The organism is Desulfopila sp. IMCC35006 (genome assembly GCF_005116645.1).
Lineage (GTDB): Bacteria > Desulfobacterota > Desulfobulbia > Desulfobulbales > Desulfocapsaceae > Desulforhopalus_A.
On the sequence record NZ_SWCM01000006.1, the window covers coordinates 278,758 to 303,695 of the forward strand.

Annotated in this window: 22 protein-coding genes, 1 tRNA gene and 1 pseudogene; 10 read left to right on the top strand and 14 right to left on the bottom strand. The window is 48.2% G+C overall.

Features of this window, described 5'->3' with window-relative positions; all coding sequences use genetic code 11:
* Positions 1-105 precede the first annotated feature (105 nt).
* Complete coding sequence (locus FCL47_RS12675; RefSeq protein WP_136813944.1) at positions 106-2,073, bottom strand: acyl CoA:acetate/3-ketoacid CoA transferase; 1,968 nt, start codon at positions 2,071-2,073, stop codon at positions 106-108.
* A 567-nt stretch (positions 2,074-2,640) separates the two neighbouring features.
* Between FCL47_RS12675 and FCL47_RS12680 the strand changes: the two genes are divergently transcribed.
* The 3 genes from FCL47_RS12680 to FCL47_RS12690 all read left to right on the top strand — a co-directional run bounded on the left by FCL47_RS12680 (position 2,641) and on the right by FCL47_RS12690 (position 5,460).
* The gene (locus FCL47_RS12680; RefSeq protein ID WP_136813870.1) at positions 2,641-3,243 is read left to right on the top strand and encodes a class II aldolase/adducin family protein; all 603 of its coding nucleotides are present in this window, start codon (positions 2,641-2,643) and stop codon (positions 3,241-3,243) included.
* A 185-nt stretch (positions 3,244-3,428) separates the two neighbouring features.
* Entirely contained in the window at positions 3,429-3,632 is a 204-nt protein-coding gene (locus FCL47_RS12685; protein ID WP_136813871.1) for a hypothetical protein, read from the top strand.
* A 106-nt stretch (positions 3,633-3,738) separates the two neighbouring features.
* Positions 3,739-5,460 (top strand): sensor domain-containing diguanylate cyclase, encoded by a 1,722-nt coding sequence (locus FCL47_RS12690; RefSeq protein WP_136813872.1) that lies wholly within the window; start codon positions 3,739-3,741, stop codon positions 5,458-5,460.
* 237 nt (positions 5,461-5,697) lie between these two features.
* On the opposite strand, the gene FCL47_RS12695 is transcribed toward FCL47_RS12690, so the two are convergent.
* Positions 5,698-6,294 (bottom strand): flavodoxin family protein, encoded by a 597-nt coding sequence (locus FCL47_RS12695; protein ID WP_136813873.1) that lies wholly within the window; start codon positions 6,292-6,294, stop codon positions 5,698-5,700.
* Between the two features lie 314 nt (positions 6,295-6,608).
* Here FCL47_RS12695 and FCL47_RS12700 point away from each other — a divergent pair, with 314 nt between their 5' ends.
* Both FCL47_RS12700 and FCL47_RS12705 read left to right on the top strand, forming a co-directional pair.
* Entirely contained in the window at positions 6,609-7,607 is a 999-nt protein-coding gene (locus tag FCL47_RS12700) for a TAXI family TRAP transporter solute-binding subunit (protein WP_136813874.1), read from the top strand.
* Between the two features lie 235 nt (positions 7,608-7,842).
* The gene (locus FCL47_RS12705) at positions 7,843-9,498 is read left to right on the top strand and encodes an ExeA family protein (protein ID WP_136813875.1); all 1,656 of its coding nucleotides are present in this window, start codon (positions 7,843-7,845) and stop codon (positions 9,496-9,498) included.
* A gap of 47 nt (positions 9,499-9,545) precedes the next feature.
* Here the strand turns inward: FCL47_RS12705 and FCL47_RS12710 are convergent.
* Positions 9,546-9,863: pseudogene (locus FCL47_RS12710) on the bottom strand (YajD family HNH nuclease); the annotation flags it as partial.
* 59 nt (positions 9,864-9,922) lie between these two features.
* Positions 9,923-10,615, bottom strand: coding sequence for a DUF554 domain-containing protein (locus FCL47_RS12715; protein WP_136813877.1), 693 nt, complete (start codon positions 10,613-10,615; stop codon positions 9,923-9,925).
* A gap of 376 nt (positions 10,616-10,991) precedes the next feature.
* On the opposite strand from FCL47_RS12715, the gene FCL47_RS12720 reads away from it, so the two are divergent.
* Positions 10,992-11,876 carry a DUF2971 domain-containing protein gene (locus FCL47_RS12720; RefSeq protein ID WP_136813878.1) on the top strand — a complete coding sequence of 295 codons (885 nt, stop codon included), beginning with the start codon at positions 10,992-10,994 and terminating at the stop codon, positions 11,874-11,876.
* A gap of 166 nt (positions 11,877-12,042) precedes the next feature.
* Here FCL47_RS12720 and ilvN read toward each other — a convergent pair whose 3' ends face one another.
* The 3 genes from ilvN to FCL47_RS12735 form a co-directional block, all read right to left on the bottom strand.
* Entirely contained in the window at positions 12,043-12,360 is a 318-nt protein-coding gene (gene ilvN, locus FCL47_RS12725) for an acetolactate synthase small subunit (RefSeq protein WP_240744230.1), read from the bottom strand.
* Positions 12,338-14,029: an acetolactate synthase large subunit gene (gene ilvB / locus FCL47_RS12730; RefSeq protein WP_136813879.1), complete on the bottom strand. Its 1,692-nt coding sequence runs from the start codon at positions 14,027-14,029 to the stop codon at positions 12,338-12,340. The genes ilvN and ilvB overlap by 23 nt, the downstream gene beginning before the upstream one ends.
* A 117-nt stretch (positions 14,030-14,146) precedes the next feature.
* Positions 14,147-14,386: a hypothetical protein gene (locus tag FCL47_RS12735; protein ID WP_136813880.1), complete on the bottom strand. Its 240-nt coding sequence runs from the start codon at positions 14,384-14,386 to the stop codon at positions 14,147-14,149.
* A 684-nt stretch (positions 14,387-15,070) separates the two neighbouring features.
* Between FCL47_RS12735 and FCL47_RS12740 the strand changes: the two genes are divergently transcribed.
* A complete protein-coding gene (locus FCL47_RS12740; RefSeq protein ID WP_136813881.1) occupies positions 15,071-15,358 on the top strand; it encodes an integration host factor subunit alpha in 288 nt (95 codons plus the stop codon).
* Positions 15,359-15,749: 391 nt separating this feature from the next.
* Here the strand turns inward: FCL47_RS12740 and FCL47_RS12745 are convergent.
* Positions 15,750-15,825 (bottom strand) — tRNA-Thr (locus FCL47_RS12745).
* 213 nt (positions 15,826-16,038) lie between these two features.
* Between FCL47_RS12745 and FCL47_RS12750 the strand changes: the two genes are divergently transcribed.
* Both FCL47_RS12750 and FCL47_RS25325 read left to right on the top strand, forming a co-directional pair.
* Positions 16,039-17,505, top strand: coding sequence for a cytochrome c3 family protein (locus tag FCL47_RS12750; RefSeq protein ID WP_167496475.1), 1,467 nt, complete (start codon positions 16,039-16,041; stop codon positions 17,503-17,505).
* 3 nt (positions 17,506-17,508) lie between these two features.
* Positions 17,509-18,258: a septal ring lytic transglycosylase RlpA family protein gene (locus FCL47_RS25325; RefSeq protein ID WP_136813883.1), complete on the top strand. Its 750-nt coding sequence runs from the start codon at positions 17,509-17,511 to the stop codon at positions 18,256-18,258.
* Positions 18,259-18,270: 12 nt separating this feature from the next.
* Here the strand turns inward: FCL47_RS25325 and FCL47_RS12760 are convergent, their stop codons facing one another.
* From FCL47_RS12760 to rpsT, 6 genes are all read right to left on the bottom strand, one after another.
* Positions 18,271-18,930: a phosphoribosylanthranilate isomerase gene (locus FCL47_RS12760; RefSeq protein WP_240744231.1), complete on the bottom strand. Its 660-nt coding sequence runs from the start codon at positions 18,928-18,930 to the stop codon at positions 18,271-18,273.
* Positions 18,931-18,941: 11 nt separating this feature from the next.
* Positions 18,942-19,715 carry an indole-3-glycerol phosphate synthase TrpC gene (trpC, locus tag FCL47_RS12765; RefSeq protein WP_136813884.1) on the bottom strand — a complete coding sequence of 258 codons (774 nt, stop codon included), beginning with the start codon at positions 19,713-19,715 and terminating at the stop codon, positions 18,942-18,944.
* A gap of 3 nt (positions 19,716-19,718) precedes the next feature.
* A complete protein-coding gene (gene trpD / locus FCL47_RS12770; RefSeq protein ID WP_136813885.1) occupies positions 19,719-20,774 on the bottom strand; it encodes an anthranilate phosphoribosyltransferase in 1,056 nt (351 codons plus the stop codon).
* Positions 20,775-20,815: 41 nt separating this feature from the next.
* Complete coding sequence (locus FCL47_RS12775; protein WP_136813886.1) at positions 20,816-21,421, bottom strand: aminodeoxychorismate/anthranilate synthase component II; 606 nt, start codon at positions 21,419-21,421, stop codon at positions 20,816-20,818.
* 3 nt (positions 21,422-21,424) lie between these two features.
* Complete coding sequence (trpE, locus tag FCL47_RS12780) at positions 21,425-22,918, bottom strand: anthranilate synthase component I (RefSeq protein ID WP_136813887.1); 1,494 nt, start codon at positions 22,916-22,918, stop codon at positions 21,425-21,427.
* Between the two features lie 283 nt (positions 22,919-23,201).
* Positions 23,202-23,474: a 30S ribosomal protein S20 gene (gene rpsT, locus FCL47_RS12785; RefSeq protein WP_136813888.1), complete on the bottom strand. Its 273-nt coding sequence runs from the start codon at positions 23,472-23,474 to the stop codon at positions 23,202-23,204.
* Between the two features lie 311 nt (positions 23,475-23,785).
* On the opposite strand from rpsT, the gene FCL47_RS12790 reads away from it, so the two are divergent.
* Positions 23,786-24,883: a DUF4388 domain-containing protein gene (locus FCL47_RS12790; RefSeq protein WP_136813889.1), complete on the top strand. Its 1,098-nt coding sequence runs from the start codon at positions 23,786-23,788 to the stop codon at positions 24,881-24,883.
* Positions 24,884-24,938 lie beyond the last annotated feature (55 nt).

Genomic DNA, 24,938 nt, shown 5'->3' on the forward strand with positions numbered 1-24,938 from the left:
GACGAATTATCACTCGGCAAGGATATTGTTCCCAATATCCTTGCCATACTTTTTTTCAGGGAGACGGAGAACTGTCCTCAAGGGAGATTCTGCAGTATGCCCGTATCATACATCGCTTCCATGGGATTCTAAAAACTGATGCGCCTCAATTTTGCTTTCATAAATATGTGGGGCCAGCCCCCGCTTTTCCAGGGAAGCTCCCAGTTTCATGCGCAGAAACGCACTGGTTGTATAGCGGCTGACTTTGGAAAAATAGTTTTGCGTTAAATAGGTCTGCATTTCGGTGTACGCTTCAATGAGATCCGGATTGATATTGAAACCGTCGTAGTTGCCAATAGCATAGACCTTTTTGCCCAGCGGCTGAAGAAGGTTTACGATGGTAGTCTTGACTGCATCGATATCTTCTTTCGTTTTAACAGTATAGCCGGCAAGATTTGCAAACAGGATGTCCATTTTTGTACTGTAGGTAATCCGTTCGTGAATGGATACGCTCAGTAAATCCTGCTTTAAGTCCATATGTTCGGGGTTGAAAATCCTGGCATCCATCAATTTAAGCGGTTGACGTATAACAGGCGCAAAGTCCATGTGCGCCAGAATATCTTTCTGCAGATCCACCCCAGGGGCAATTTCAACAAGCTCGAGACCATCTTGGGTTAAGGTAAACACACAACGTTCCGTAATGTAAAGGATATTACGGTTTGACCTGGCTGCATATTTACCGCTGAAGGTGACATGATCGACTTGTTTGACAAATTTTTTAAATTTGCCTTCTCCCTTGATAGTCAGACATCCATGGTCAAGCTGGCAGTTTAATCCGCCAGCGGTAAATGTACCGACAAACACAACTTTTTTCGCATTCTGGCTGATATTTATAAATCCGCCGGCACCCGCCAGCCGGGGACCGAATTTACTTACATTGATGTTGCCTTCCGCGTCAATTTCAGCCATACCCAAAAACGCGACATCCAGACCGCCACCATCATACAAATCAAACTGATAAGGCTGATCGATGAGCGCAGTAGCATTGTCGGCGGCGCCAAAATTGAGTCCCCCTGCCGGTGCACCGCCGATAACTCCAGGCTCCGCGGTTAAAGTGATGAAATCCAGTATCTTTTCTTCATTGGCCACACAGGCAATCCCTTCCGGAACACCGATGCCCAAATTCACCACACTGTTTGGTTTCAGCTCAAAAGCTGCCCGACGGGCAATGATTTTGCGCTCATCCAGCGGCATGGGCGTGATGGTTTCCATCGGTATTTTCATCTGACCACTGTAAGAGGACTTGTAGGGAGTGACAAAGGTTTGCCAATGGTTTTGCGGTTGACTCACCACCAGGCAGTCCACCAGAATACCAGGAATTTTCACCTGGCGGGAGTTGAGGGTACCGCGTTCGGCAATCTGTTCCACCTGGGCGATTACGAATCCATTGGAATTTTTAGCGGCCATGGCCATAGAAAGTGAATCAGCTGTTAAAGCCTCTTTCTCCATGGTGATATTGCCGTCCATATCGGCGGTAGTGCCGCGGATAATCGCCACATTAATGGGAAAGGCTTGATAGAGGAGATATTCCTGGCCGTCAATTTCCAGCAGTCGCACAATGTCGGTAACGGTTTTACTATTCAGTTTACCGCCACCGTTACGTGGATCGACAAAGGTCCCCAGGCCGACTCTGGTCAGGTTGCCGGGTTTATGGGCGGCAATATCCCGGTAAAGATGCGAAATCACCCCCTGAGGAAGATTGTACGCCTCAACCTGCCCGGACATGGCCATCGCCTGAAGCTTGGGGACAAGGCCCCAGTGTCCGCCAATGATGCGTTTGATCATACCGCTATGTGCCAGATGGTTCAAGCCGCGGTTTTTACCATCCCCCTGACCTGCAGCAAAGATAAGGGTAAGGTCTTCTGGGTGCTTAGTCTCAAGAAAGAAACGTTCCAGTTCCACGCCAATTTCTTCAGCGAATCCGATGCCCACAAATCCACCAAAAGCCACCGTATCTTTATCTCGAATAATCCGGACCGCTTCTTCAGCCGAAACGATTTTATTCTTTTTTACCACTGTGCGCAGGAGGGGCATGGCATTGGCTAAATTTTTCAAAACAGCCGTGGAGGTTTCGTTGGGTATCTGCGACTCTTCACGGTCTGGCGTTGGTTTGTTTGTTGTCACGAATGCGTTCCTTTATGATTATCAAATAAGATTTTATTAAGAAGTGGGAGTTCCTTTGGGGGTTCAAGCCCAAGGCAACTCTTTTGTTTCGATATTTTGCACGCAGCTCCTTCTATATATCGTGTTAGACGGTATCGCAACATTGTTGCAGTAAAGGACCAAAGTAGTTCGTGGGAACCCTGCAAAACGATATATGGCTAGAGTGGCAAAGGGTCAATGGCAACGATCAGCTCCTGCCTGTGGATATAGAGCTTATTTGTTCAAGATGATTACAATAACTCGGGAATAACAGAGGAGATCGCTCAAGCCAGGATGCATGGGCTACAAAACATTACAAGGTCTCTTGCAAACCTCATCCTTTTGCGATAAAGAGTCAAAAACGGCTGCCTCAGCCCCTGTCGAGTAAAAAAGACGTCGAATCACTCATACGTTCTATAAATAAATGGATCCAGATCAACTTTGTCAACCAGGTCGCTTATGGAGAAATATCAGGGAGTGAAATTTCAGTACAATCGAACCGATACCAGCTTCGATTACGACCGGCGTTTACCAGAGCTCAACCGCTGGGCGCATCTATTTTCACAGTTGGGCCTGGCCCCTGTGCACGCAGAAGGCGCTTACGGGAATCACTCCTACAGAACCGGGGATGCATCCTTTGTTATCACCAAATCGGCAATGATCCCCGCTGAGATACTGCAGCCGGATGATTATTGCCACGTCGTCGGCCTGGACGAATCAACGACCACCTTTCGTACAGAAGGAGTCGCTGCGCCTTCATCGGAAAGTTTCCTGCATTATGTACTGTATCGGAAACTCCCCGATATCAACGCCATCCTGCATGGTCACTGTTCCCTGCTCAACACCCATGCACAAGCCCTGAATATTCCAGTCACCAGAGAGTTTCATGCCTACGGGACACCGGAACTTGCTCAATCTGCCCTTGATCTCGTCGACCAGACAACCTTGTTTTTCATCTTGAAAGATCACGGTTTTGTTGCTTTGGGAAAAACTATCGAAGCGGCCGGAAAAGTGACCTTGCACTATTTTTCTGAACTTATCAGCTTATTGCAGATGCGCTGATAAGCTCGACTTAGCATCGTTATGTCGATCCCCGGATGGCTGCACTATTACATATCCGCTCCCTTCAAATCCCCGTCTCGATTTCCGGTATTCTTTCCCATTTACTCTTTACAAATTTCCTATATAATGTGATACGATATAAAAAATGTTTTATCATTTATTTCTTGAAGTGAGGAGAGTTCGGCATGGAAGATGACTTCAAACCCCTTGGAAGCAAGAAGAAAAAACTTTTACCCACGACGGAAAATGTCGTCGATATAAAACAACCCCCACGTCAAAAACCCGCCAACCAGATTCGTTTCATCATTACCAAAAATAAAAACAATTCCTGGGTGGATGATCTTCACGCCCTGGAACAACTCAATCTGGTGGAGCGAGTCTATCACTGAAACTCCATTGACAGTCTACTGATATTCGTCCTCGCCACCCTGCTGTTTGTGTTACTACCTCTACATGGCGGAGATATCGTGTTAACCTGAGACAAGAACAGGTCTGATGGTAAATTTTTCCCTGCGCTCCGTCCTTATTTTTCCTTATGTGGCACTGGTCATAGCCCTCGCTGTCGCGATTGGCACCCTCTCCTATTTCACTGGAGGACAGGCCGTTTTGACAGTCTCCGAACACCTCTTGCGAGAGACTGTCAGCCGTATCAGCCAGGCAGTTGACCGCCATGTTGTCGGTTCCGTGGCGACACTGGAAGCAGCTTTTCCCAATGGAATGCTCGCTCCCGTGTCCATTGAATCCGATTTCATAAATATGCGTACCCGTTTCTGGATTGCCACCTCGTTACACATTGACCCTAACAACTATGTTTACTATGGCAACAGGTCCGGTCAGGCCATGGGCCTTTTTCGTCACTCGCTTGACGAAGGGGAATTACGCATAAAGTATACACCGGAGGAACATCGCAGCATCTATCAAATTGAAGGGATTGATGGTGAAATGCGCTCCCGAAAGATTGAGAAACAACTTTTTGACCCCAGGCAACGCCCCTGGTATCAGGCCGCGCAAACCGCCATCCATGACACCTGGACATCTGTATACATAGATTTTGGCACCCATGACCTGGTGGCGACAAGATCCCGGAAAGTTCTAAATAACAGACAGGAAATTGAGGGAGTTGTGGCGACGGATATGCCCCTGCGGGCGTTGAACGATTTTGTCAGCAGCCTGAAAATATCGCCTAATGGGGTCGCTTTCATTTTTGAACCGGACGGCAACCTCATAGCGTCGTCCTGCAGCCCAAATATCAGACAAAACAATGCAGGCGAAAACATCCGAGTCAATGCAGGCGACAGCGGACACCCTCTTTTAACCGAAATTTACCAGCACATTCTGCCGTACCTTTCACCGGAAACCGAAATCAATAAACCCATCACTTTTTTCTTCGAGGGCAATGACAAAAAGAAGATCCATGTAGCTCTGAGTAAATTTGAAGACGGCGCGGGGCTGAAATGGATAAATGTTGTAGCACTTCCCAGTGAAGATTTCATGGAAGGCATCGAGAAGAATGTCCTCCGCACCCTGCTGCTCGGCGTCGCAACCACCATCCTGGTTATCCTGGTCGGTCTGCGTATTGTGCATTGGGTGACCAAGGATTTAAAAATCCTCTCTCTTGCGGTAAACCGTGTTGACAGTGGCTTTGTCGAACAACCTATCGATATCAGGAGAAGGGATGAAATTGGCGACCTGGCCAAAAGTTTTTCCGCCATGCAGCAACGGCTCCAGACAGACTATCTCACCGGATTACCCAACAGGTATGCGCTTGAACAGTATCTGCAAGCGGCAGTAGAACATTCTCAGGGACAGAAAAAAGGCGCTCCCTTTGCACTCCTGTTCATTGATCTCAACGATTTTAAGTTAATCAACGATCGCTTTGGTCATGATGCCGGAGACCAGGCATTGATCGAAATATCCCAGAGGTTGCGCAACCATATCCGAAAACATGATTTTGTTGCCCGCTACGCCGGCGATGAGTTTATCATCGCACTCAATGATGTTCAGTCAAAAAATGACATTGCGCCGATTAGAAAAAATATCGAACAGGCCCTGGCGGCACCTCTGGAAACATTCGATGCCTCACCACTCACCCTGGCCGGGGCGATCGGAGAAGCGCACTTCCCAGATGATGCCGAAAACGCTGCAGACCTGCTGATCGTCGCTGATCGCAATATGTACACCCATAAAGCCGCGATAAAGAGCCGGTTTGCCCTTTAGTGACTTAGAAATAATTCTCCTGCACTGTTTACAGGAGAATTATTTCGTGAAGGAACTTATACCGCAAAGCTTTTAGGCGGGGTTAGTGACTTAGAAATAATTCTCCTGCGCTGTTTACAGGAGAATTATTTCGTGAAGGAACTTATACCCCGCAAGGGGGCACTGAACGGAGCACCCGACAAGCGAGTATTAAGAAAAACCCCGCAAAGCTTTTAGGCGGGGTAAGTGAGTTGCAGTTCAAGCACTGTCTTTCTGCAGCTCTTTCGCAAGCGCCCTGCCCGCCTCAAAGGCTTCTTTAAGGTAATCTTCCCTCCCCTCAATCTCACCCTTGCGGTCCACCCCTCGGCAAAGAACGGTTCTCCATAATCCTGCACTCAAGACATCAAAGAAATATTTGACAGTGAGCAGCGCGCCGTCGAACAGTTTTTTGCCCTTTGTTGCTCCGACAGAAATAAACAATCCTTTTCGGGTCTTAGGTGCCCCGCTGAAAGGCTGTTTTTCGATCCAATACTTGCGGACCCAAAGAGATTGGCACCTGTCCATAAATATTTTTGTATGCGCACTCACCGTATAAAAAAAGATCGGGGAGGCAAGCATAATACCGGTACAAGATTCGAGCTTGGCCAGAATTTTCGGAAAATCATCGCGAATGGCACATTCCCCGCTTTCTATACAGGCATAAATTTCCATACACGGTGAAATTTTATAATCCCGAAGAACCACTTCTTCCACTTCAGCTCCTTCCTGCCGGGCGCCGGCGACTGCCTGCTTCAGCAGGGCAGAACTATTTCCCTCTCGTCTGGGACTACCATAAATTGCTATAATTTTAACCATGTATCCTCCTGACCGGAAACAATTTTCAGTTCCAAACCTCTACCAAAACTGCCGTTAGCCCTTTTTACCACCCCACCATTCGCATTACAATTCCTGTATTGCAATCTTACTCCCCGGTTGAGATATTTTTCATGCAAAATATCCATCAGATAGCCATGGTCATACTTTTTCCCGGCAGGAGCAAGATCAAAGAATTGATAATTTAAAGGTAATCAGGTAGATTCTTTTTGTTGAAGGTCTGCAGAAGAAACATTTATATCGAGGTATTCTTTATTATAACGTAAATTTCAGTGACCAAAAGTGGAGATCAGACAATGAATAAAACAATCATCAAGTTTTCTTTTTCACTCTTAATTGTCTTTTTGTTTACGGGAATATCTCTTGCTGAAAGAAGTCGACCGGTAACGATGGGCATGGTCACCGGCGGCCCTAAAGGAACATATTACCAGTTTGGCCTGGACCTTGCCGAATTAGTCGACTCAAAAGGCATTATGTTGAAAGTTGGCAACTCAAATGGTTCGGTGGAAAATGTTTATGCGGTCTACAAAAGGCCCAACACACAGTTGGGAATTGTCCAATCGGATGTGCTGGCCTTTGTCGCCAAGGTCCAGACCGACCCGACACTCAAGAGCATCGCCAAGAAGATAAAGATGGTCTATCCGCTCTATAACGAAGAAGTGCACCTGCTGGGCACAAATACCATTGCTGATTTCGATCAACTGGAGGGAAAAAGAGTCGCAATCGGTCAGGAAGGCAGCGGCACCTATCTGACAGCCAAGCTATTATTCGAGGTTTCTGGCATCAAGCCCGCGGAGCTGATTACAATTGCCGCCGATGAAGCCCTCCCGCAATTAAAAGCGGGTAAGATCGATGGATTGTTTTATGTCGCAGGATATCCTGTCAAACTTTTTACGGAACAGGTGACGGCAGGTGATGGCCTGGCGCTTATTCCAATTCTCAATAAAAGTATTATCGAATTTTACCCGAAATCTGAGATCCCGGCGAATACATATGCATGGCAGACGAAGCCGGTTGAATCTGTTGCGGTCAAGGCAGTGCTTATCTCCTATGACTTTAAGATGGGTAATTGTCAGAATGTGGGAAGGTTTGCCGATATCCTGGCCAGCAATATGGACTGGCTGAAAGAAAATGGACATCCGAAATGGAAATCCGTCGATCTTGAATATCCCTTAAAAGGCTGGGACCAATACGAATGCGTAAAAAATTACCGCGGGAAATCGACAACTCCGACGAAGCAGAACCCGCCAAAAGAGCTCAATCCTGTTTTAGAAGCCATTAAAGAAATACTTTAGTGACTTAGAAATAATTTTCTTGTGTTGTTTACAAGAAAATTATTTCGTGAAGGAACTTATACCCCTCAAGGGGGCACTGAACGGAGTCCCGCAAAGCTTTTGGGCGGGATTAACATAAATCCCTGCTTTCTTCCTGTTTATCAGGGGAGGAGCTAAAACTGCCAGCACTTCTTTTTCCTGCAAGCCGCGACTTTACGCGTTTTGTGCGTGAAAAAATCTTAAAGGGTGGATCAAAATGTATCTTTCCTTTTATGGGCTCAAACTAAAACCATTTCAGAACAGCACAAATCCGAGCTTTTTCTGGTTCGGGGAAAAGCAGAAGGAAACGCTTGCAATTTTCAAGTACGGTATCTCCAAAATGCCCGGCATCCTTCTGCTTACCGGGGATGTCGGCACCGGCAAAACCACGTTGGTCAATGCGCTGCTCAACAATCTGGATGACCAATTCATCGTGATCAAAGTCCTGGATCCCGGCCTGGAAGAGATCGATTTCTTGAATTACTTATCCGATGCCCTCGATTTTAAAAAGAAGTTTTCTACTAAAGACAATTTCTTTGCCCATTTCAGTAAGTTTCTCAATACTTCCGCCACCCTCGGCAAAAAAGTCGTACTGGTCATCGACGAGTGTCAGCGTTTGAACGTACAGCTCCTTGACGAAATAGTGCAGCTTGCCAATATCGAAAATGACGAGACGAAATTACTCAAGGTACTATTAATCGGCCAGAACACGTTTAACGATCTGTTGCAGAACAACAAAAGCAAGAAATTGCATCAGTCCATAGCCATCAACTACGCAATCGCACCTCTGGATATACGCGAAACAGGAGACTATGTACGGCACCGCCTGAAAATCGCCGGTGGAAAAAGCAGTATCTTCAGCGCCGATGCCTTCAGTAAAATATACGAATTTTCAACCGGCATTCCCCGTCGCATCAATATAATATGCGATCACGCCCTTCTGCTAGGATTCGCTCAGGAAAAGAAAACAATCAATGGCGATTTGATCCGGGAGTGTGCTATGGACCTTCGTCCACTCGCCAACGCACAACCGCTCCAAAACGACTCTCCCGAATCTGTGACCGGTGACGGTTCAAAAAAAATCAGGAGAAGCCCTCCCAAGTTGCGACAAAAAGTAAATGTACGACGGGCAGGGATAACCTTCGGGATGGTTATCCTGATCATGATACCTGTCTTTTTAATAACATATTTCACACCTCCGAGATCGTACCAAAAAGCATTGCAGTATTTCAAAAGAAACGGTCTGCAGTTTTTCATCGATCCCCACGCAGCAGATACCCAGAATCGCCCCTTCACCTCTGATTCTGACATCCGCAAAGTTGCCAGCGAAATTGATGCACCCCGCGCAAGTACCCCGTTTGCCAAAAAACCGGTCGGCAAAGAACATCCAGCAGAGCCTGCGCCAAAGATAGCAGATGAAAGTGTTGCACCAACAGGCGAACCGCTTCAGCCAAATGGCATTGGAGCTGATTCTCTACCTGAAATTGCAGACAGTCCGGGCGAGACGGATACTCTTCCCCTCATTGCCCCAATCGAGCCAAGCGACAAAGATGTGACTTCTGACAACGTGGCGATCCCGCCTGCTATGCCTGCTGCGAAAAAAGAGGTGACCACCGCAGCGGATACTTCTGCTGTCCCTGATGCAAAGGAAAACAGCATGCAGGAGACAGGCCTTCTCGAACAGCAGGAGACATCTCAAATGAATTTGACAAGAACCATGGAGACCAGCACGAAAACGCAAGGTGATTTGCCGGATACGGCAAACAGCCCCAGCCAGCCGCCAAAAGAGCAGGATGTTTCAGATGAGCCCCCGCCCGAGCCCATTGATCCTGGTGCTGTTATAGACTGGGTGCTTAAAAATCGCTCCAGATGAATCGTGATGACTGATAATAGCAAGCTGATATGTGCACGCATTGCTCGTCAATCACCAGCCTTGCCCAATAGATTTTTCAAGGCGGCAAACGGCGTATGGGTCGTCGTTACTCCTTTGTCTGCATCAGAATTCTCTGTCGGCAGCCACTCGGCATCCAGGAGTCTGGAATGCTCGTTGTCGTGACAGTAAATGCACAGCAGCTCCCAGTTGCTTCCATCCGGGGGATTGTTTTTATAGTTATGGTCTTTGTGGTGCACGGTCAGCTCTTTTAATTTCTTTCCGGTAAAGTCACGACCGCAGTTGGCGCAGACCCAGGGGAGGATTTTCAACGCCTGTTCCCGATATTCGATTTTTTTCATTGTTTTCTTGTGCTCCGTAACGAGTGTTCATACCAGCACGTTGACACCAAACATCAAAAGGTTTATTAAATCAATTGCCGCAGCGCAAAATAGACCAAAGGCAGAAAAATGGCGGGGATTAAATTTCCCACCCGTATGGTCGTTATTTTCAGCATATTAAATCCAATAGCCATTATGAGCAACCCGCCTACGGACGTCATCTCCTGGATCGTGGCCGGAACCAGGAAACTTTTCATAAAGACGGCGGTGATGGTAATTAAGCCCTGATATATAAACACCGCAAGGCTTGAAAACATCACGCCAAGCCCCATCGCCGAGGCAAAAATAATGGACGTGACTCCATCAAGAACCGATTTGGCAAAGAGAGTCTGATGGTTCCCGGTCAGACCACTCTCCAGGGAGCCGACTATGGCCATGGAGCCAACACAAAACACCAGACTGGCGGTGACAAATCCCCTGGCAAACGACTTTGAATCATCAGACTTGGCAGTAACTTTGCTTTCCAGAAATACACCGAGACGCTCAAGTTTTTTCTCGATCTTCAACCATTCACCAAGCAGGGCGCCGACTATTACCGAGAAAATAATTACCATCAGATTATTAGAAACGAGGGCGCTTCTGATACCGATCAAAACAACAGAGAGACCAACGCCGCTGAGAATAATTTCTTTATAATTTTCAGGGATACCCTTGCTGAAGAGCAGCCCCAGCAAACTGCCTGCTATAATGGCTAATGCATTGACGATTGTACCCAGCATATTCACTTTCCTGGTGGTATTAAAAAAAGATAAACTAACATTGCAGGCAGCCATGGACTCGGCGCTTGCACAAAATGGCAGTTATAACACTCTGAAAAGATTTTGAAACGTTTCTTTTAATGATTATTTAGATCACAAGACTCAATTTACACGACATCCTCTATTCCGATTGCCCCTCAAACTCAGCCTGTCGGAATGGAAGGGTGTGAGCTGTTCGTTTTTCGGGTCTTGCAGCCAAGGACGGCTGCAGCAAAGCCCCCCAGGGATGGGTTTACGGCGTCCCGTGCAAAGGGCACCTCATAACCCCAGATAGCTGAGGTTTAGAGGTAAGCACAATATTTATTCAGACTGTTCACTGCAACCGTAAGATTCTCCTATGATACATGATATAACATCCAGACTGTATTCCGATATTCCTCAGGAACCTCTCTACCACTATACCAGTTTCACAGGACTGTTAGGTATCGTTGCCAGCCGAGCGCTCTGGGCCAGTGATATCAGATACATGAATGATTCAGCCGAACTCAAGCATACAGCTGATCTTCTCCGCATGGAAATCAACCAGCGGATCGCCTCCGGCCATACAAAACCGGACCTTCTCAACCAGTTTCTCGACTGGGTTACCCATCGCATAACCAACGGTCATATGCTTTTCGCCTCTTCCTTTCGGTCAAACGGCAACATGCTCAGTCAATGGCGTGGTTACAGCAGGCTTGGCAAAGGGGTCAGCCTCGGCTTTGATCCCGACTATATCCTGCGCTGTGCCAGGCAACAGTCTTTCCAGATCGGCAAATGTATCTACTGCAGCAAAAGCCAGCAAAAGCTGATCAGCCAGGTCATCGATGCCGTGGAAGTCCTTGCCGAAGGCCATCACCCTGCATTAAATAATCAGGGTGAAACCGGCGAACACTCCTATCATTCCATCTTTCATATGCTGGAAAGTGACCTGCTGCGTATTGCCGCAATTTTAAAGCATCCATCATTTGCCGAAGAAGAAGAATGGCGCATCGTCTCGCCGGTCATCACCGATTACGTCAAGGCACCGGTTCTCTTTCGCGAGGGCACCTCAATGCTGGTGCCCTATATAGAATTTCACTTCAGTTCTAAAAACAATGCCCCACTCTCCCTCAATCATCTTTTCCTGGGCCCCACCCCGAATATCACCATCTCAATGAACTCCCTGACTATGTTTTTAGCAAAGAACGGTATTCGACCCGACAGGGGCATCTCCTACTGCCGAATTCCCTATCGCGCCCGTTAAGAGCAGCACCAGGCAGACCATGATGTGCCGACATTCAAGGTAGCCATCGGCTGAGTATCGCAGAAGCTCAACATGTTCCGATTCTTTGATTCCTTTTTAACTCTGCGAATCATGGCGTTGAACTTGTGCTGTTTCATCGCGATTGCCTTATTTTTCACATCCTTTTTTACATAAAAGCAGCCAGTCCGCTGAAAACCGGGTGCCCTGCCGCGTGTCGCGCAACACTGACCACGTCAGGGAGTTTCTGCACCTGTTTGATCACCTGTTCGAGCTTCAATTCCTCATTCACCTGCAGCCACATCCGACTGAGCTCGCCTGCTCCAATGGGCATGCACACAATTCCTTCTAAATTATAGGCTCGACGTGAAAAAAGACCGCAGATATGTGACATGACACCTGGATGATTGTTGACCATCAATTCAAGCACCATAACAGCCGATCTGTTTTCTTTGTCGATCATCTCAACATTTACATTTTTCTGCATTGCATCCTCCAAGCATGATACTGTTCGAAGCTCCCGGAGGAACCATTGGATACACCTCTTCCTCCACACCAACCGGAACATTAATGAGGCACGGCCCCGGTTGGGTAAGAATAACCGACAGGAGCTCAGCGACATTACAGCCCGGCTCAGCGTTAAAAGCTTTCATGCCAAAGCCTTTAGCGATGGCGGCAAAGTCGATATCTATCTGGAAATCGCAAGCAAAATACTGTTTCTGATAGAAAAGATTCTGCTGCTGGCGAACCAACCCAAGAGATTTATTATTCATGACGATAATCTTCACATTAACCTGCTGTTCAACTGCCGTTGCCAGTTCCTGAATATTCATCTGCAGGCTGCCGTCCCCGGTAAACAGAACGACCTGTCTATCCGGAAAAGCTAAGGCTGCACCAATAGCAGCAGGAAGGCCAAACCCCATGGTTCCCAAGCCACCGGAAGTGAGAAGCTGTCGCGGTCTGGTAAAGGGGAAAACCTGGGCGGTCCACATCTGATGCTTGCCAACATCGGTAGCCACGAAACCATTCTCTTGCAGTAGCTCCGAGATTTTGAGGATAAGTCCGTATGGCTTTTCCGGAACGACGGCCTCGGGCGAAGTGAGTGGATACATCTCCTGCAAAACCTCAATGTAGTTTCGCCAGATCTTCCGCCCGTTTGGCTCAAGCGTTGGCAGCAGCGCGTGCAGCGACTCTTTCACATCTCCGGCCAAAGCAATATGGGCAGTCTTGAGTTTTGACAGTTCGCTGGGGTCAATATCCATATGAATAACCCTAGCCTCAGGACAAAACTCGACTATTTTGCCCGTCGCTCTGTCATCAAACCGTGCTCCGGCAGCGATAAACAGATCGCAGTGCTGCAAGGCCATATTGGTGGAACGTGCTGCATGCATGCCGAGCATCCCGAGAGACAATGGATGGTCGGCAGCCAAGGCCCCGAGTCCCATGAGGGTCATGGTTGCAGGGATGGAAGACTTCTCGATAAGAGCTCTTGCCGCCTCCGACGCCCCCGCATGAATAATGCCGCCGCCAAGGCAGAGAATCGGCCGTTTTGCCGTGTTAATCATCTCGGCAGCCATGGCAAGCTGAGAACTGTCTGTTGGTTTCTGCTCCAGGCAGCACCCCGGTTGCGGCCACTTCAAAAAGGAAATCATTGCTGTCTGAATATCTTTTGGGACATCAATCAACACCGGGCCGGGCCTTCCGGACAGGGCGAGTTCAAAGGCCTTCGGAATGATATAAAGCAAATCAGTCACAGATCTCACTAAATTATTGTGTTTGGTGACAGGGATAGACATGCCGTAGGTATCAACTTCCTGAAATGCATCGGTGCCAATCAATGACGCGGGAACCTGACCGGTAATACAGACAACAGGTATGGAATCCAGATAGGCATCGGCAATGGCAGTAAGAATGTTTGTGGCTCCGGGTCCGGAGGTAGCAAAACAGACCGCGGCCTTGCCGGTGGAACGGGAGATGCCCTGGGCAAGAAAGCCTGCCCCCTGCTCATGCCGGCAAAGAATATGTTTAATTGCAGATGATGCAAACAAGGCATCATAAAGGGGAAGATTCGCCCCTCCCGGTATGCCGGCTATCAGCTCAACACCCTGACGCTCCAGCATCTTGATTATTAACTGGGCTCCATTCATCGTATACATGTGTTCCTCCTGTCAATTGGAATTTCTGCGTCGGCGACCGGAGCAAGGACAAAAAAAACCCCTGCCGGCGAAGCGCCGACAGGGGTTAAATAATTAATTTTATATGATTTTAATCCCTCATGGCACTCCGCCTTCAACCGTTCGGACCACAACCACCACACTAAGGACGAGTGCCATGTTGAGAATAACGCTGTTAGTGGTTGCTGAAGCTGAATGCATTTCTGTCTGAGCGGGATTAAATGAATAATTACGAATATCCCTTAAACGATTAGCAGAATCACTGAATCCAGTCAACAGTTTTTTGGCGCCACTTCTTATCTGCCTTCTGTAGATGACCAATTCGGGGAAAACTTCCATGAGCATGACCTGGGCAAAGGGTGACTCCTGCCTGATTTCACAAAACAATCAGTGATAATTGAGAATTGCTGAAATAAGAATTCCTGCAAGTATTGCGATAACCGTGCACGCCAGCAAAAGAACAGTCAGGCTCTTTCCAGCTCTTTCGGCAAGTGATTTTATGAGTATTTTAACATGCATGTTTTGTGTGTCTTAGAGATATTAACTGTTCGACACAATGTGCAAAAAAAGGACCACTGACAAACATTTTTGCCAGAGAAGAGCAAATCGCTACTTTTTCAGCGCATTACTGCTCAATTGATGAGAATAATTTAGTATTGTGCAAAAAATTAACACCAGCGAGGTGACAATATACGACAATGTATGACAAATATTGTCACCGGATCAGAGGATTAGAATCGATCTCCTTGGCAACAGATAATTGCTGTCATACTTTTACCAATATATCACTTGCATTCCCCTTGTTGTGTCACCCCTAATTCATTAATATTAAACAACATATCATACTACCAGACAGCCCTGCACTTTCTCATTAAAAAGAATCGAATCTCTGGGCACACGGCTTGCTTCTAGAATAAGCGTTGTAACCTCTTCAAGAGAATACAACATAGTTGCAGACAAGTTTTACCGTGAAGGGAACATCACAAAACGACAACAACATCCAATAACGATTCCGGAGAAGAAATGAAAACGACGAAAGCAGATCTGGCTCAGCGGGTCTTCGATACGCATGAGGGTTTAACAAGGGTTCAGGCAACTGAAGCGGTAGAAGCTTTTCTTCGTATTGCGAAGGATACTCTCACAGAGGGTTCTGATCTTTTGATAAGTGGCTTTGGAAAATTTAATGTAAGAGAAAAAAAATCCAGGAATGGGCGCAATCCTCAAAGCGGTGAAACCATCATACTTGACGCCAGAAGGGTTGTGACCTTTAAACCATCAGGGATTCTCAAGAACAAGATTAATGGTTTCTGAAAATCTGGTAAAAGAGATCGGATCTCAATCGATCATTTACCTTTTAGTCGAGCTCATTTTTCAAAGATGTGCTCCGCAGGTTCGGACAAATGGGACAGAGATACAGGTTTTGTGATTTACTCGTCTTCATGATCCACACCTGACCCGGTCTTGCCGGGCCTTTTCCTTAACGCTCACCACCATGGCTCTTTACCACAGCAGCTTAAGGTGGGTTGAAACATGCTCCTGCAAGCCGACTCCGAGTGACCTACCCTCATCTTTCGTGTAGCCTCGTGGCACACTATTTCCAATATATAAGTTTGTTTGGAATACAGGCCCCCAATAATTGTCCTATAGGTGGTCTAGAAACAAAAAAGGATTTACAACGATAGCTGTAAATCCTTAATATATCTGGAGCCAGCAAGCGGAATCGAACCGCTGGCCTGCGCTTTACGAGAGCGCCGCTCTACCAACTGAGCTATGCTGGCATGTATGACTCAATACAACCTGAACCTGAAGGATCTCCGGCTCATTGCAGTACGCCTTTATATCAGGTAATCATTGAAAGTTCAACTATTATACAATATAAGAAACTCATAAATTTTAATGAAAATTTAACAGGTGACCATTCGCCTCGCATTGTGACATACTCTGCAGGTCATGCAACAATTCAAGCAAAAACAGCAGGATATCCTGAGGATATGAACAAAGCTTTTTACCTGATAGTTTTTCTCTTTGTTTTTCCAGGCTACACCAGTGGTGAGCAGAAAAGCATTGTGCTCAAAAAATGTATCGACTGTCATGCTGTTCAAGCCGACGCCAACCATCAGCAATCCTGCCTATCCTGTCATAAAGGCAACGACCAGGCAGCCGATAAGAAGAGCGCCCATCAGGGCTATATCCCCTTTCCCGCCCACCCGGAGCATCTCGCCCGGGCATGTGGCGACTGCCATGCAGAAACTGTCAACCGAATAGTCGGCACAGTCCACTTTACTCTCAATAACAGTACCAATATGTTCAGGAAAGCATTCGGCGCGGAAAACACGCTGACCAGCTTTCGTCAAACACCGAAAAAAAGTGATCCGGAAACCGTACTGGATCTGGCGGATGACCTGCTGCGGCGCAGATGCTTTCGATGCCATCTCTACAGCTCCGGCGACAACTATCCGGCAGTCACCCATGGTACCGGCTGTGCCGCCTGCCACATGTCCTTCACAGACGGGAAACTGGCATCGCACAGCTGGCAAAAACCAGGCGATGAACAGTGTCTGTCATGTCACTATGGGAATTATGTTGGCTTTGACTACTATGGCCGTTTTGAACATGATTTCAATGTCGAATACCGAACGCCGTTTACCACAAAAGAAAAACATTTCCGACCATATGGCGTTGAATATCACCAGCTGCAACCGGATATTCATCAATCACGGGGCATGCTCTGCATTGACTGCCATTCAGGCCGGGAACTGATGGATCCGGCTGGTGAAAAACCTTCCTGTAAGAAATGTCATCAACTTGAAGAACTGCAGCGCTCCTTACCTGCCCAGGTTGCTGAGCAGCAGGGGATTTTTGTTCTCCATGGCCGTAACGGCAAAGACCACGCCATGCCCGTCATGCGCCATCCTGCGCACAAGGAACTCAAAGGAAAAATCAATTGCCAGGTCTGCCATGCCCAATGGACATTTAACGATATCGGCAAACACTTTCTCAGGTCCGATACCGATGATTTCAACATGTGGGCCAACCTGTCGGTGCAGGGAGATTTTGCCGTTGAGACCATTATTGACAACAACAACGATTTCGATCAAACTGAACTGCCGCCGGAAATGACCGACACTCTAACAGGTCAGACGGAAACGGGCCTCTGGTATAAAGGGTTTACTATGCGTCGCTGGGAAATTCCGCTGCTCGGCAGGGATGCACAAGGAAATATAACCACCATGCGTCCACTGCTCGATTTTCACCTCTCGTGGATTGACGAAGAGGAGAATGTCCGGTTTGATTCCGTGCCGTCGCAGGCTCCTGATAAAGGTTTACGGTCCTATACTCCGCACACGACCGGACCGGCAGGTTTTTTTTATAGAGAACGTATTGAACAGTTTCTGGCAACAGAACGTGCCGCCCAGACAAGCACAGGCAAACCAGAAAAAAATCGTCCAACTGATTAGGCTATGACAGATAAGACTCTCCTTCACCTGCTGTGCTGCCTTCTTCTCATGACCAGCTGTTCCGTTCATTCCGTTCCCAAAGAGAAGGTAACCGGTACCCGATCTCCTGCCACCCAGAAACCTTATGTCATCAACAATGTAAGGTATTATCCAATTCCTTCCGCCGAGGGATATAGTGAAAATGGCATTGCTTCCTGGTATGGAGGAAAATTCCATGGCAGAAAGACCTCAAATGGCGAGACCTATGACATGCATGCGATGACTGCCGCCCATAAGACCCTGCCGATGAACACCATGCTGTTGATTAAAAACCTCGATAACGGCAAGACTACGGTAGTCCGGATCAATGACCGGGGGCCTTTTGTGCAGGGACGAATCGTTGATTTGAGTTTTAAGGCCGCAGAGTCGCTTGGTATTGCCCAACATGGCATTGCCCGGGTTCAAGCGGTCGCGCTCGGGCAAGAGGAGGCGGTCGCCAAACCTGGCAAACCACCAACTCTCGTTTATCAGGATTTGTCTGCGGGTGAGTTTTATGTCCAGATAGGGGCCTTTGCCAAGGCAAGCAATGCGGTAAAACTGCAGAAACGGTTCGCCGATTCCGGCCATACCGCCATCATCCAGAAGGATTATGAAGGAGAATCAATCGTCAACAGAGTACAGGTATATGCTGGAAAAACTCTACAAAACGCCAAGCGGGCAGAAAACGCACTGCATGAACGCGGCTGGGTCGGCGCATTTGTTGTCGCCCGGTGAGTGCTCTATGGTCTAGGCAATTGTTGCGTGATAGACTGACCGCAGCAATTCCCGCAGACGGGCGTGGTTTTTAACTCCCGGTTGTGATTCCACGCCTGAGTTGATGTCCACCGCATACGGGTGCACTGCGGCGATGGCACCGGCCACATTTTCAGGCGACAAGCCACCAGCCAGAATGACTGGTCGTTGCAGCTTCAGTCGCTCGATTATCGACCAGTCAAAGATCTCGCCCGTGCCGCCGCGTGCCCCTTTGACAAAGGTATCCAGAAGGAAGGCATCGACACAGTCGTTATACGGAGTAAATTCGTCGATGCAACTTTTTTCACCAACTCGAAAGGCCTTTATAATCCCATGCAAAGGAAGTTTCTGCCGTATTTGCCGGCAGTAATCTGCCGACTCGGTGCCATGCAGCTGCACAAAAGAAAACCCCCTTTCGGCGGTGCTGACCAACTCTGCCATCGACGCATCGACAAAGACCGCGACCCTGTCAACGAAGGGGGGAAGTTGCTGAATTATCTGGTACGCTGCGTCACGGGAAATGCAGCGGAGGCTTTTGCGGTAAAAAATAAACCCCAGCGCATCGACCCCGGAGTCGACTGCTGCCAGGGCATCTTCCAGGCGCGTGGTGCCGCACATCTTTACCCGCGTTCGTTGTAAGGTGCTTTTCTCCAAAGCCAAAACCCCTATTCGCGCAATGACCGCAGCAGAGCACTGTCGGCTCCTGCCCGCATCAGGGTTTCCCCAACGAGGGCAGCACTGATTTGCTCATCACGCAATCGCCTGAAATCATCCACAGTTTTCAACCCCGATTCACTGACCACGGGAATTTCTGCCGGAATATATTTCTTTAATCTGAACGTCGTCTCAATATCCATCGAAAAATCTTTAAGATTTCGATTATTTACGCCAATGAGCGCACTGCCCGCCTCCAGGGCCAGTTCCGTTTCCCATTCGTCGTGCACCTCGACCAGCACATCCATCCCGTACCCTGCGGCACAGGCCTGATAATCACGCAGCTGCGACAGATCAAGGATGGCGGCAATCAACAGGATGGCATCTGCACCGTGCAGATGCGCTTCCTCGATCTGCAAGGCATCGATGATGAAATCCTTCCTCAGCACAGGCAGGGCAACCGCTTCACGAACCTGCATCATATAGAGCAGCGCCCCTTGAAAAAACTGCACATCGGTCAGAACAGAAATCGCCTGGGCACCATTTTGTTGATAGTTGACAGCAATATCGACCGGTCGAAAATCGGCACATATTACGCCCTTGGAGGGGGATGCCTTTTTCACCTCGGCTATGATGGCAACGTCCGGGTACCTGGTGAGCGAACTGGTGAAACCGCGCGGCGGATCAATGGCTTTATCCCTGAATTCCGGCGGCAGGCAGATTCCTTTATTGCGTAGGTGGGCGACCTCAATTTTTTTCTGGGCAACAATAGTATCGAGAATCATACATCAATCCGCCTTTGGCGCCTTGCCGGCCTGAGCCGAAAAGCTGACTAACTGGTCAAGTTTTTTCAAGGCCGCACCCGATGCAACAAGCTCTCTTGCCTGGGCAATGCCTTCCTTAATGGTACCGGCCTTACCCGCAGCCAGGAGCGACGCCCCGGCATTGAACAGCACCATGTCGAGCTTGGCTCCGGGTTCGCCCTGCAGTACCGATCGAACCTGCTGTGCAGCCTCAATTGCGGTCGCACCGCCTTTAATATCAATGAGCGATGCCCGGGTCAAACCGACATCCTCAGGCTCCAGGGTGTAGCTGGTTACCTTACCGTCAAAACCATCGGCTATATACGAAGTACCGGTAACGGTCAATTCGTCCATATTCCCCTCACCCCAGACTACGAGGGTACGTTTTATGCCCAGGCGAACCAGTACATTGGCGAGGACCGTTGTCAATTCTCTGGCAAAGACTCCGGTGAGCTGGACATTTGCTCCCGCCGGATTGGTCATTGGCCCCAGGATATTGAAAATGGACCGGATACCGATTTCCCGGCGCGGCCCGATAGCATATTTCATCGCCCCGTGCAGCATGGGCGCAAAAAGAAAACCAATCCCCACCGATCGTACACACTGAGAAACAGCTTCGGCGGGAAGACTTAAGTCTACCCCGAGTGCTTCCAGGACATCGGCACTGCCACACTGGGAAGAAACCGCTCTGTTGCCATGTTTGGCCACCGGAATACCGGCCGCAGCCACGACAAAGGCGGTGGTTGTTGAAACATTAAAGGTACCCGAACCATCCCCACCAGTGCCGACGATATCCATCAGAACAGCGCCGCCGGCGGTATCGACGCCGGAATCGACAAAGGTAGCCTTGGAGCGCATGACCCGGACAGCCCCTACAATTTCATCGATGGTTTCCCCTTTCATCCTGAGCGCGGTGATAAAAGAGCCTATCTGGGCATCGGTGGCATTGCCGTCCATAATATCGTTCATTACCGAAACCATTTCCGACTCAGTAAGGTTCTGGCTGGTAACAATTTTGCTGATCGCTTCTTTAATATTCATGATTTTTATTCGTAGGATTTATTTTTTTTCGCAAACCTCTTTCATGGCCGCAACAGCTTGAGATAATCGGTTGCCAGAAAATTTTTCAGAAGGGTTATCCCTGCGGGCGTCATAATCGATTCCGGGTGAAACTGAACGCCTTCGATAGGCAGAGTTTTATGACGCAGGCCCATCAGCTCGTTTTGATCGGATCGGCAGCTCACCTCCAGACATTCTGGAAAGTCGCTTTCCTGCACCACCAGAGAATGATAACGCATACCATCAAAAGGATGCGGCAGTCCGGTGAAAACACCGCGACCGTCATGCTCCATCGGGCTCGTTTTACCGTGCATTATCCGGGAGGCACGAATGACCGTGCCGCCAAATGCCTCCCCTATCGCCTGATGGCCCAGGCAAACACCCAGAATCGGCAGTTTGCCGGCAAAATATTTAATTGCCTCGATGGAAATCCCCGCCTCACTCGGCGTGCAGGGTCCCGGCGAAATCAACAATCGGTCGGGCTGCAGCGCTTCAATCTCCTGGACGGTAATTTTATCGTTACGAAACACCCGGATATCTTCGGTTCGGCCTTCTTTCAATCCATTGGCCGCGACTGTCTGCACAATGTTATAAGTGAAAGAATCGTAATTATCAATTATTACAAGCATTTTCTAAAATCCCTTCTCGGCAAGTTCAACAGCACGGCGCAGACCCAATGATTTATTAACCGTTTCCTCATATTCTTTTTCCGGTACAGAGTCGGCAACAATCCCGGCTCCAGCCTGGATATACAGATCTTTTCCCTTCATGACAAAGGTCCTGATGGTAATACAAAAATCCATATTGCCGGAGAAACCAAAATAACCGACAGCCCCGGCATAGGGGCCCCGTTTGTCCTTTTCCAGTTCATCGATTATCTGCATTGCCCTGATTTTCGGGGCGCCACTGACCGTACCAGCCGGGAAACAGGCCGCCATCACATCAAATTGATCTTTATCCTCGGCAATCTCGCCATGAACACCGGAAACGATATGCATAACATGGCTGTATCGCTCAATAACCAACAGATCCTGGACCTCGACACGGCCGCCTTTCGCCACCCGGCCAACATCGTTGCGGCCAAGGTCAACCAGCATCAAATGTTCTGCCGTTTCTTTTGGGTCCGCCAGCAGCTCACGCTCCAGTGCCAGGTCTTTTTCCGGTGTTGCCCCGCGTTTTCTGGTGCCGGCTATCGGCCGCAGCTCGATGTTGTCGCCTTCTTTCCGCACCAGAATCTCAGGGGAAGAACCAATTTGAATAACGTCGCCCAGCTGCAGAAAAAACAGATACGGACTTGGATTAATATGTCGCAGCGCCCGATACAGAACCATTGGGGCCAGGTCGGTTCTGGTGTGAAATCGCTGCGAGAGCACGACTTGAATAATGTCGCCGGCGATGATGTATTCTTTGGCTTTCTCCACCATGGCTTCAAACTGAGCCTGGGCCATATTGGAGGAAAAGTCATGGGAGATGGCGCCGTCGCTTCCGCTCGCTGCAAAAAATTCGGCGGAAACCGGGCGTTTAATTTTTGCGGTGACACCATGAATCAGTTCCACAGCCTGATCATACAGCATGTTTCCATCACTCTCGGGATCAACCTGCACCCAGCAGACGATGGTCACGGTCTGCTTGAAACTGTCATGAACCAGAACAATTTTCGGTACCATGAAAGAGGAATCAGGAAAATCAGTGGCCGGCCGACTGTCGGGGAGTTCCTCCATGAATCGGACCATGTCGTAGCCGAGGAATCCAACAGCACCGCCGCAGAACCTTGGCAGATGCTCGTATTCGGCGGCAGCAAGCTCTTCGATCATCGATTTCAGAGCCTGCAGGGGGTCTGATGAAAAACTCCGGCTTGCCCTGATACCGTTTTTCACTTCATCCAGCTGGATTGAATCGGCCGTGGAAGTAAACGTCACCAGCGGATCGTAGCCAATAAAAGAGAACCGCCCCCACTTTTCACCGCCCTCCATACTCTCAAAGAGAAAAACATGGCTGTGCCCTTCGGCAACCTTGGCAAAAAGGGTTAACGGGTTATCAAGATCGGCAACTATTTCCGTACATACCGGGATTAACCGGGCGGTGGCCATATCATTGTTAAATTGCTGTTTGTCCGGTAAAAACATGTTCTTAGACTCAATCAAGGGATAGGTGAAAAAAATGAAATATTTAAGGCGAACATGAACATACCAGCTGCCTCGTGGTCTTGTCCAGCCTGTTAGTGACTTAGAAATACTTTGCTTATGCTGTTCAAGCAAAGTATTTCGTGAAGGAACTTACCCCGCAAATCTTTTGGGCGGGGTAAGTGGTTGTAATGTGAAGGATAAAAAAAGGGCCATGAAATCTTACGATTCCATGGCCCTTTTTCACCTTTCAGCAACCGCTTTACAGCAACGGCAGCAAAACAACTTACGCAGCGGTGGTCATTTTATTTACACGCTTGGCGAGTCGAGAAATTTTTCGAGATGCATTCCGCTTGTGAATAGTACCCTTGCTCGCGGTCTTGGCTATAACCGAAGTGGCTTCTTTCAGAACGTCCTGTGCTACATCTGCTGTTCCGGCAACCACGGCTTCATCGAGTTTGCGAATGATTGTTTTCATTTTTGTTTTATTCATCTTGTTGCGCAAACGGCTCGCCTGAGCTTGACGGTTTCTCTTTTCAGCGGATTTATGATTTGCCACGTACTTCCTCCTGTAATTATCGTATCTCTTCGATTAGATGAGTTAAATATATTTTTGTACATCAGGGATCGTGATCGCACAGATCTGCGCCGATCCTGAAAATTTCATATCGTGAAGCGAATAATTTATAATGCAAGAAGAAGACAATGTCAACAAATATCATCAATCGCGCATCGTCATTTTGCAGCGGATATCTTTCATCGCCGATTTGACACCCAGCCTGAACATACGATATGCTTTGAGTGAAGACAGCGGATGGAATTACTCGTCTGGCTAGCCCAGAATCAATACGTACAATGAAGGCCGGTGCCATGGGGTTTCCCAAAATATTATTTAAGATCGTTGAAAATCGCAGCTGCCCCATCTATGCATTCAACGATAGCTTTGCCCTCTCGGGGATAGCCATCCCACTGGCAAACGACAATGAGAACAGTTTTATCACAACCTCAATCATCAGTTATCCGGCCGGGAAAAAGATGTGCAAGGTGTTAAACGCCGATCTGTCCAAACTGGTTGTTCAATACGAAAGGGGTGACAAAATACCTGTCTGCATGATCAATTGCAGCGGCTGTACCGGCTCGATACGACTTGAGCACAGCAAAGATGAGCATCTCCAGAAACTTGGTCAAGACACCCTCTCCGATGAACTCGGCTCAATTGTCCACCTGCTGAGCAGCTTTCCTTTTTTCAAAAATATCGACCAGAAAAATCTCGATGCAGTCATCAGTTATTTCAAGCTGAATACATACCAGCCTGGCGATATTGTCATCAGCAAAGGTGATCCCGGCGGCAGATTCTATATAATAGTGTCGGGAACGGTTAATGTGTTAAACCATGCGGGAATTATTATCTCGACCCTCGACACCGGAGAAGTTTTCGGCGAGATGAGTCTTATCTGCAACGATATTGTCAATGCCACGATTCAAGTAAAAGAACCGAGTTCCATCCTGTATATTGACCAACCAAATTTTCACAAAATTCTCGATATCTATCCTGAAATCCAGCGCTATTTTTCACGGCTCATGGCCGAAAGATTGAACAAGTCCAACAGGATCCGTGCCGAAGATCTCAGCTCAGGAATTACCGGCAACCTGTCAGAAATCCCCCCGGAGGCGCTTTTCCAGACCTTAAACATGAACAACAAAACCGGTATTCTGACGCTTTCCAACCTCAGCAAGGGAACCGCCCGATTCTCCTTTAGACAGGGGGCTCTGATCAAAGCAAAATATGATGAACATGCCGGAGACATGGCATTTTATCAGATACTTAAAGAAAAATCGGGCCGTTTTCGCTTCACTCCCGGCATCGCCCAGGAAGATTTCCGAACCCCGGAAATAGGCTTTTTCATGAAACTGCTTATGGAAGGAATGCGCAGGCTTGATGAAGGGAAAAATCAGAATACCAACTGATGGTGTCGTAAAAATTCTTCACCTGCTTCGTTGCTGTAAAATCTCTACCAGTTCG

Coding starts and splice junctions, on each gene's coding strand:
- FCL47_RS12775 (WP_136813886.1), bottom strand. CDS start 21,421: ATGCTTGTAATAATTGATAATTACGATTCTTTCACTTATAACATTGTG.
- FCL47_RS12705 (WP_136813875.1), top strand. CDS start 7,843: ATGTATCTTTCCTTTTATGGGCTCAAACTAAAACCATTTCAGAACAGC.
- trpE (WP_136813887.1), bottom strand. CDS start 22,918: ATGTTTTTACCGGACAAACAGCAATTTAACAATGATATGGCCACCGCC.
- FCL47_RS12680 (WP_136813870.1), top strand. CDS start 2,641: ATGGAGAAATATCAGGGAGTGAAATTTCAGTACAATCGAACCGATACC.
- trpD (WP_136813885.1), bottom strand. CDS start 20,774: ATGAATATTAAAGAAGCGATCAGCAAAATTGTTACCAGCCAGAACCTT.
- FCL47_RS12790 (WP_136813889.1), top strand. CDS start 23,786: ATGGGGTTTCCCAAAATATTATTTAAGATCGTTGAAAATCGCAGCTGC.
- FCL47_RS12715 (WP_136813877.1), bottom strand. CDS start 10,615: ATGCTGGGTACAATCGTCAATGCATTAGCCATTATAGCAGGCAGTTTG.
- FCL47_RS12700 (WP_136813874.1), top strand. CDS start 6,609: ATGAATAAAACAATCATCAAGTTTTCTTTTTCACTCTTAATTGTCTTT.
- FCL47_RS12690 (WP_136813872.1), top strand. CDS start 3,739: ATGGTAAATTTTTCCCTGCGCTCCGTCCTTATTTTTCCTTATGTGGCA.
- trpC (WP_136813884.1), bottom strand. CDS start 19,715: ATGATTCTCGATACTATTGTTGCCCAGAAAAAAATTGAGGTCGCCCAC.
- FCL47_RS12735 (WP_136813880.1), bottom strand. CDS start 14,386: ATGGAAGTTTTCCCCGAATTGGTCATCTACAGAAGGCAGATAAGAAGT.
- FCL47_RS12675 (WP_136813944.1), bottom strand. CDS start 2,073: ATGCCCCTCCTGCGCACAGTGGTAAAAAAGAATAAAATCGTTTCGGCT.
- FCL47_RS12685 (WP_136813871.1), top strand. CDS start 3,429: ATGGAAGATGACTTCAAACCCCTTGGAAGCAAGAAGAAAAAACTTTTA.
- ilvB (WP_136813879.1), bottom strand. CDS start 14,029: ATGTATACGATGAATGGAGCCCAGTTAATAATCAAGATGCTGGAGCGT.
- FCL47_RS12695 (WP_136813873.1), bottom strand. CDS start 6,294: ATGGTTAAAATTATAGCAATTTATGGTAGTCCCAGACGAGAGGGAAAT.
- FCL47_RS12720 (WP_136813878.1), top strand. CDS start 10,992: ATGATACATGATATAACATCCAGACTGTATTCCGATATTCCTCAGGAA.
- FCL47_RS12750 (WP_167496475.1), top strand. CDS start 16,039: ATGAACAAAGCTTTTTACCTGATAGTTTTTCTCTTTGTTTTTCCAGGC.
- ilvN (WP_240744230.1), bottom strand. CDS start 12,360: ATGCAGAAAAATGTAAATGTTGAGATGATCGACAAAGAAAACAGATCG.
- FCL47_RS12740 (WP_136813881.1), top strand. CDS start 15,071: ATGAAAACGACGAAAGCAGATCTGGCTCAGCGGGTCTTCGATACGCAT.
- FCL47_RS25325 (WP_136813883.1), top strand. CDS start 17,509: ATGACAGATAAGACTCTCCTTCACCTGCTGTGCTGCCTTCTTCTCATG.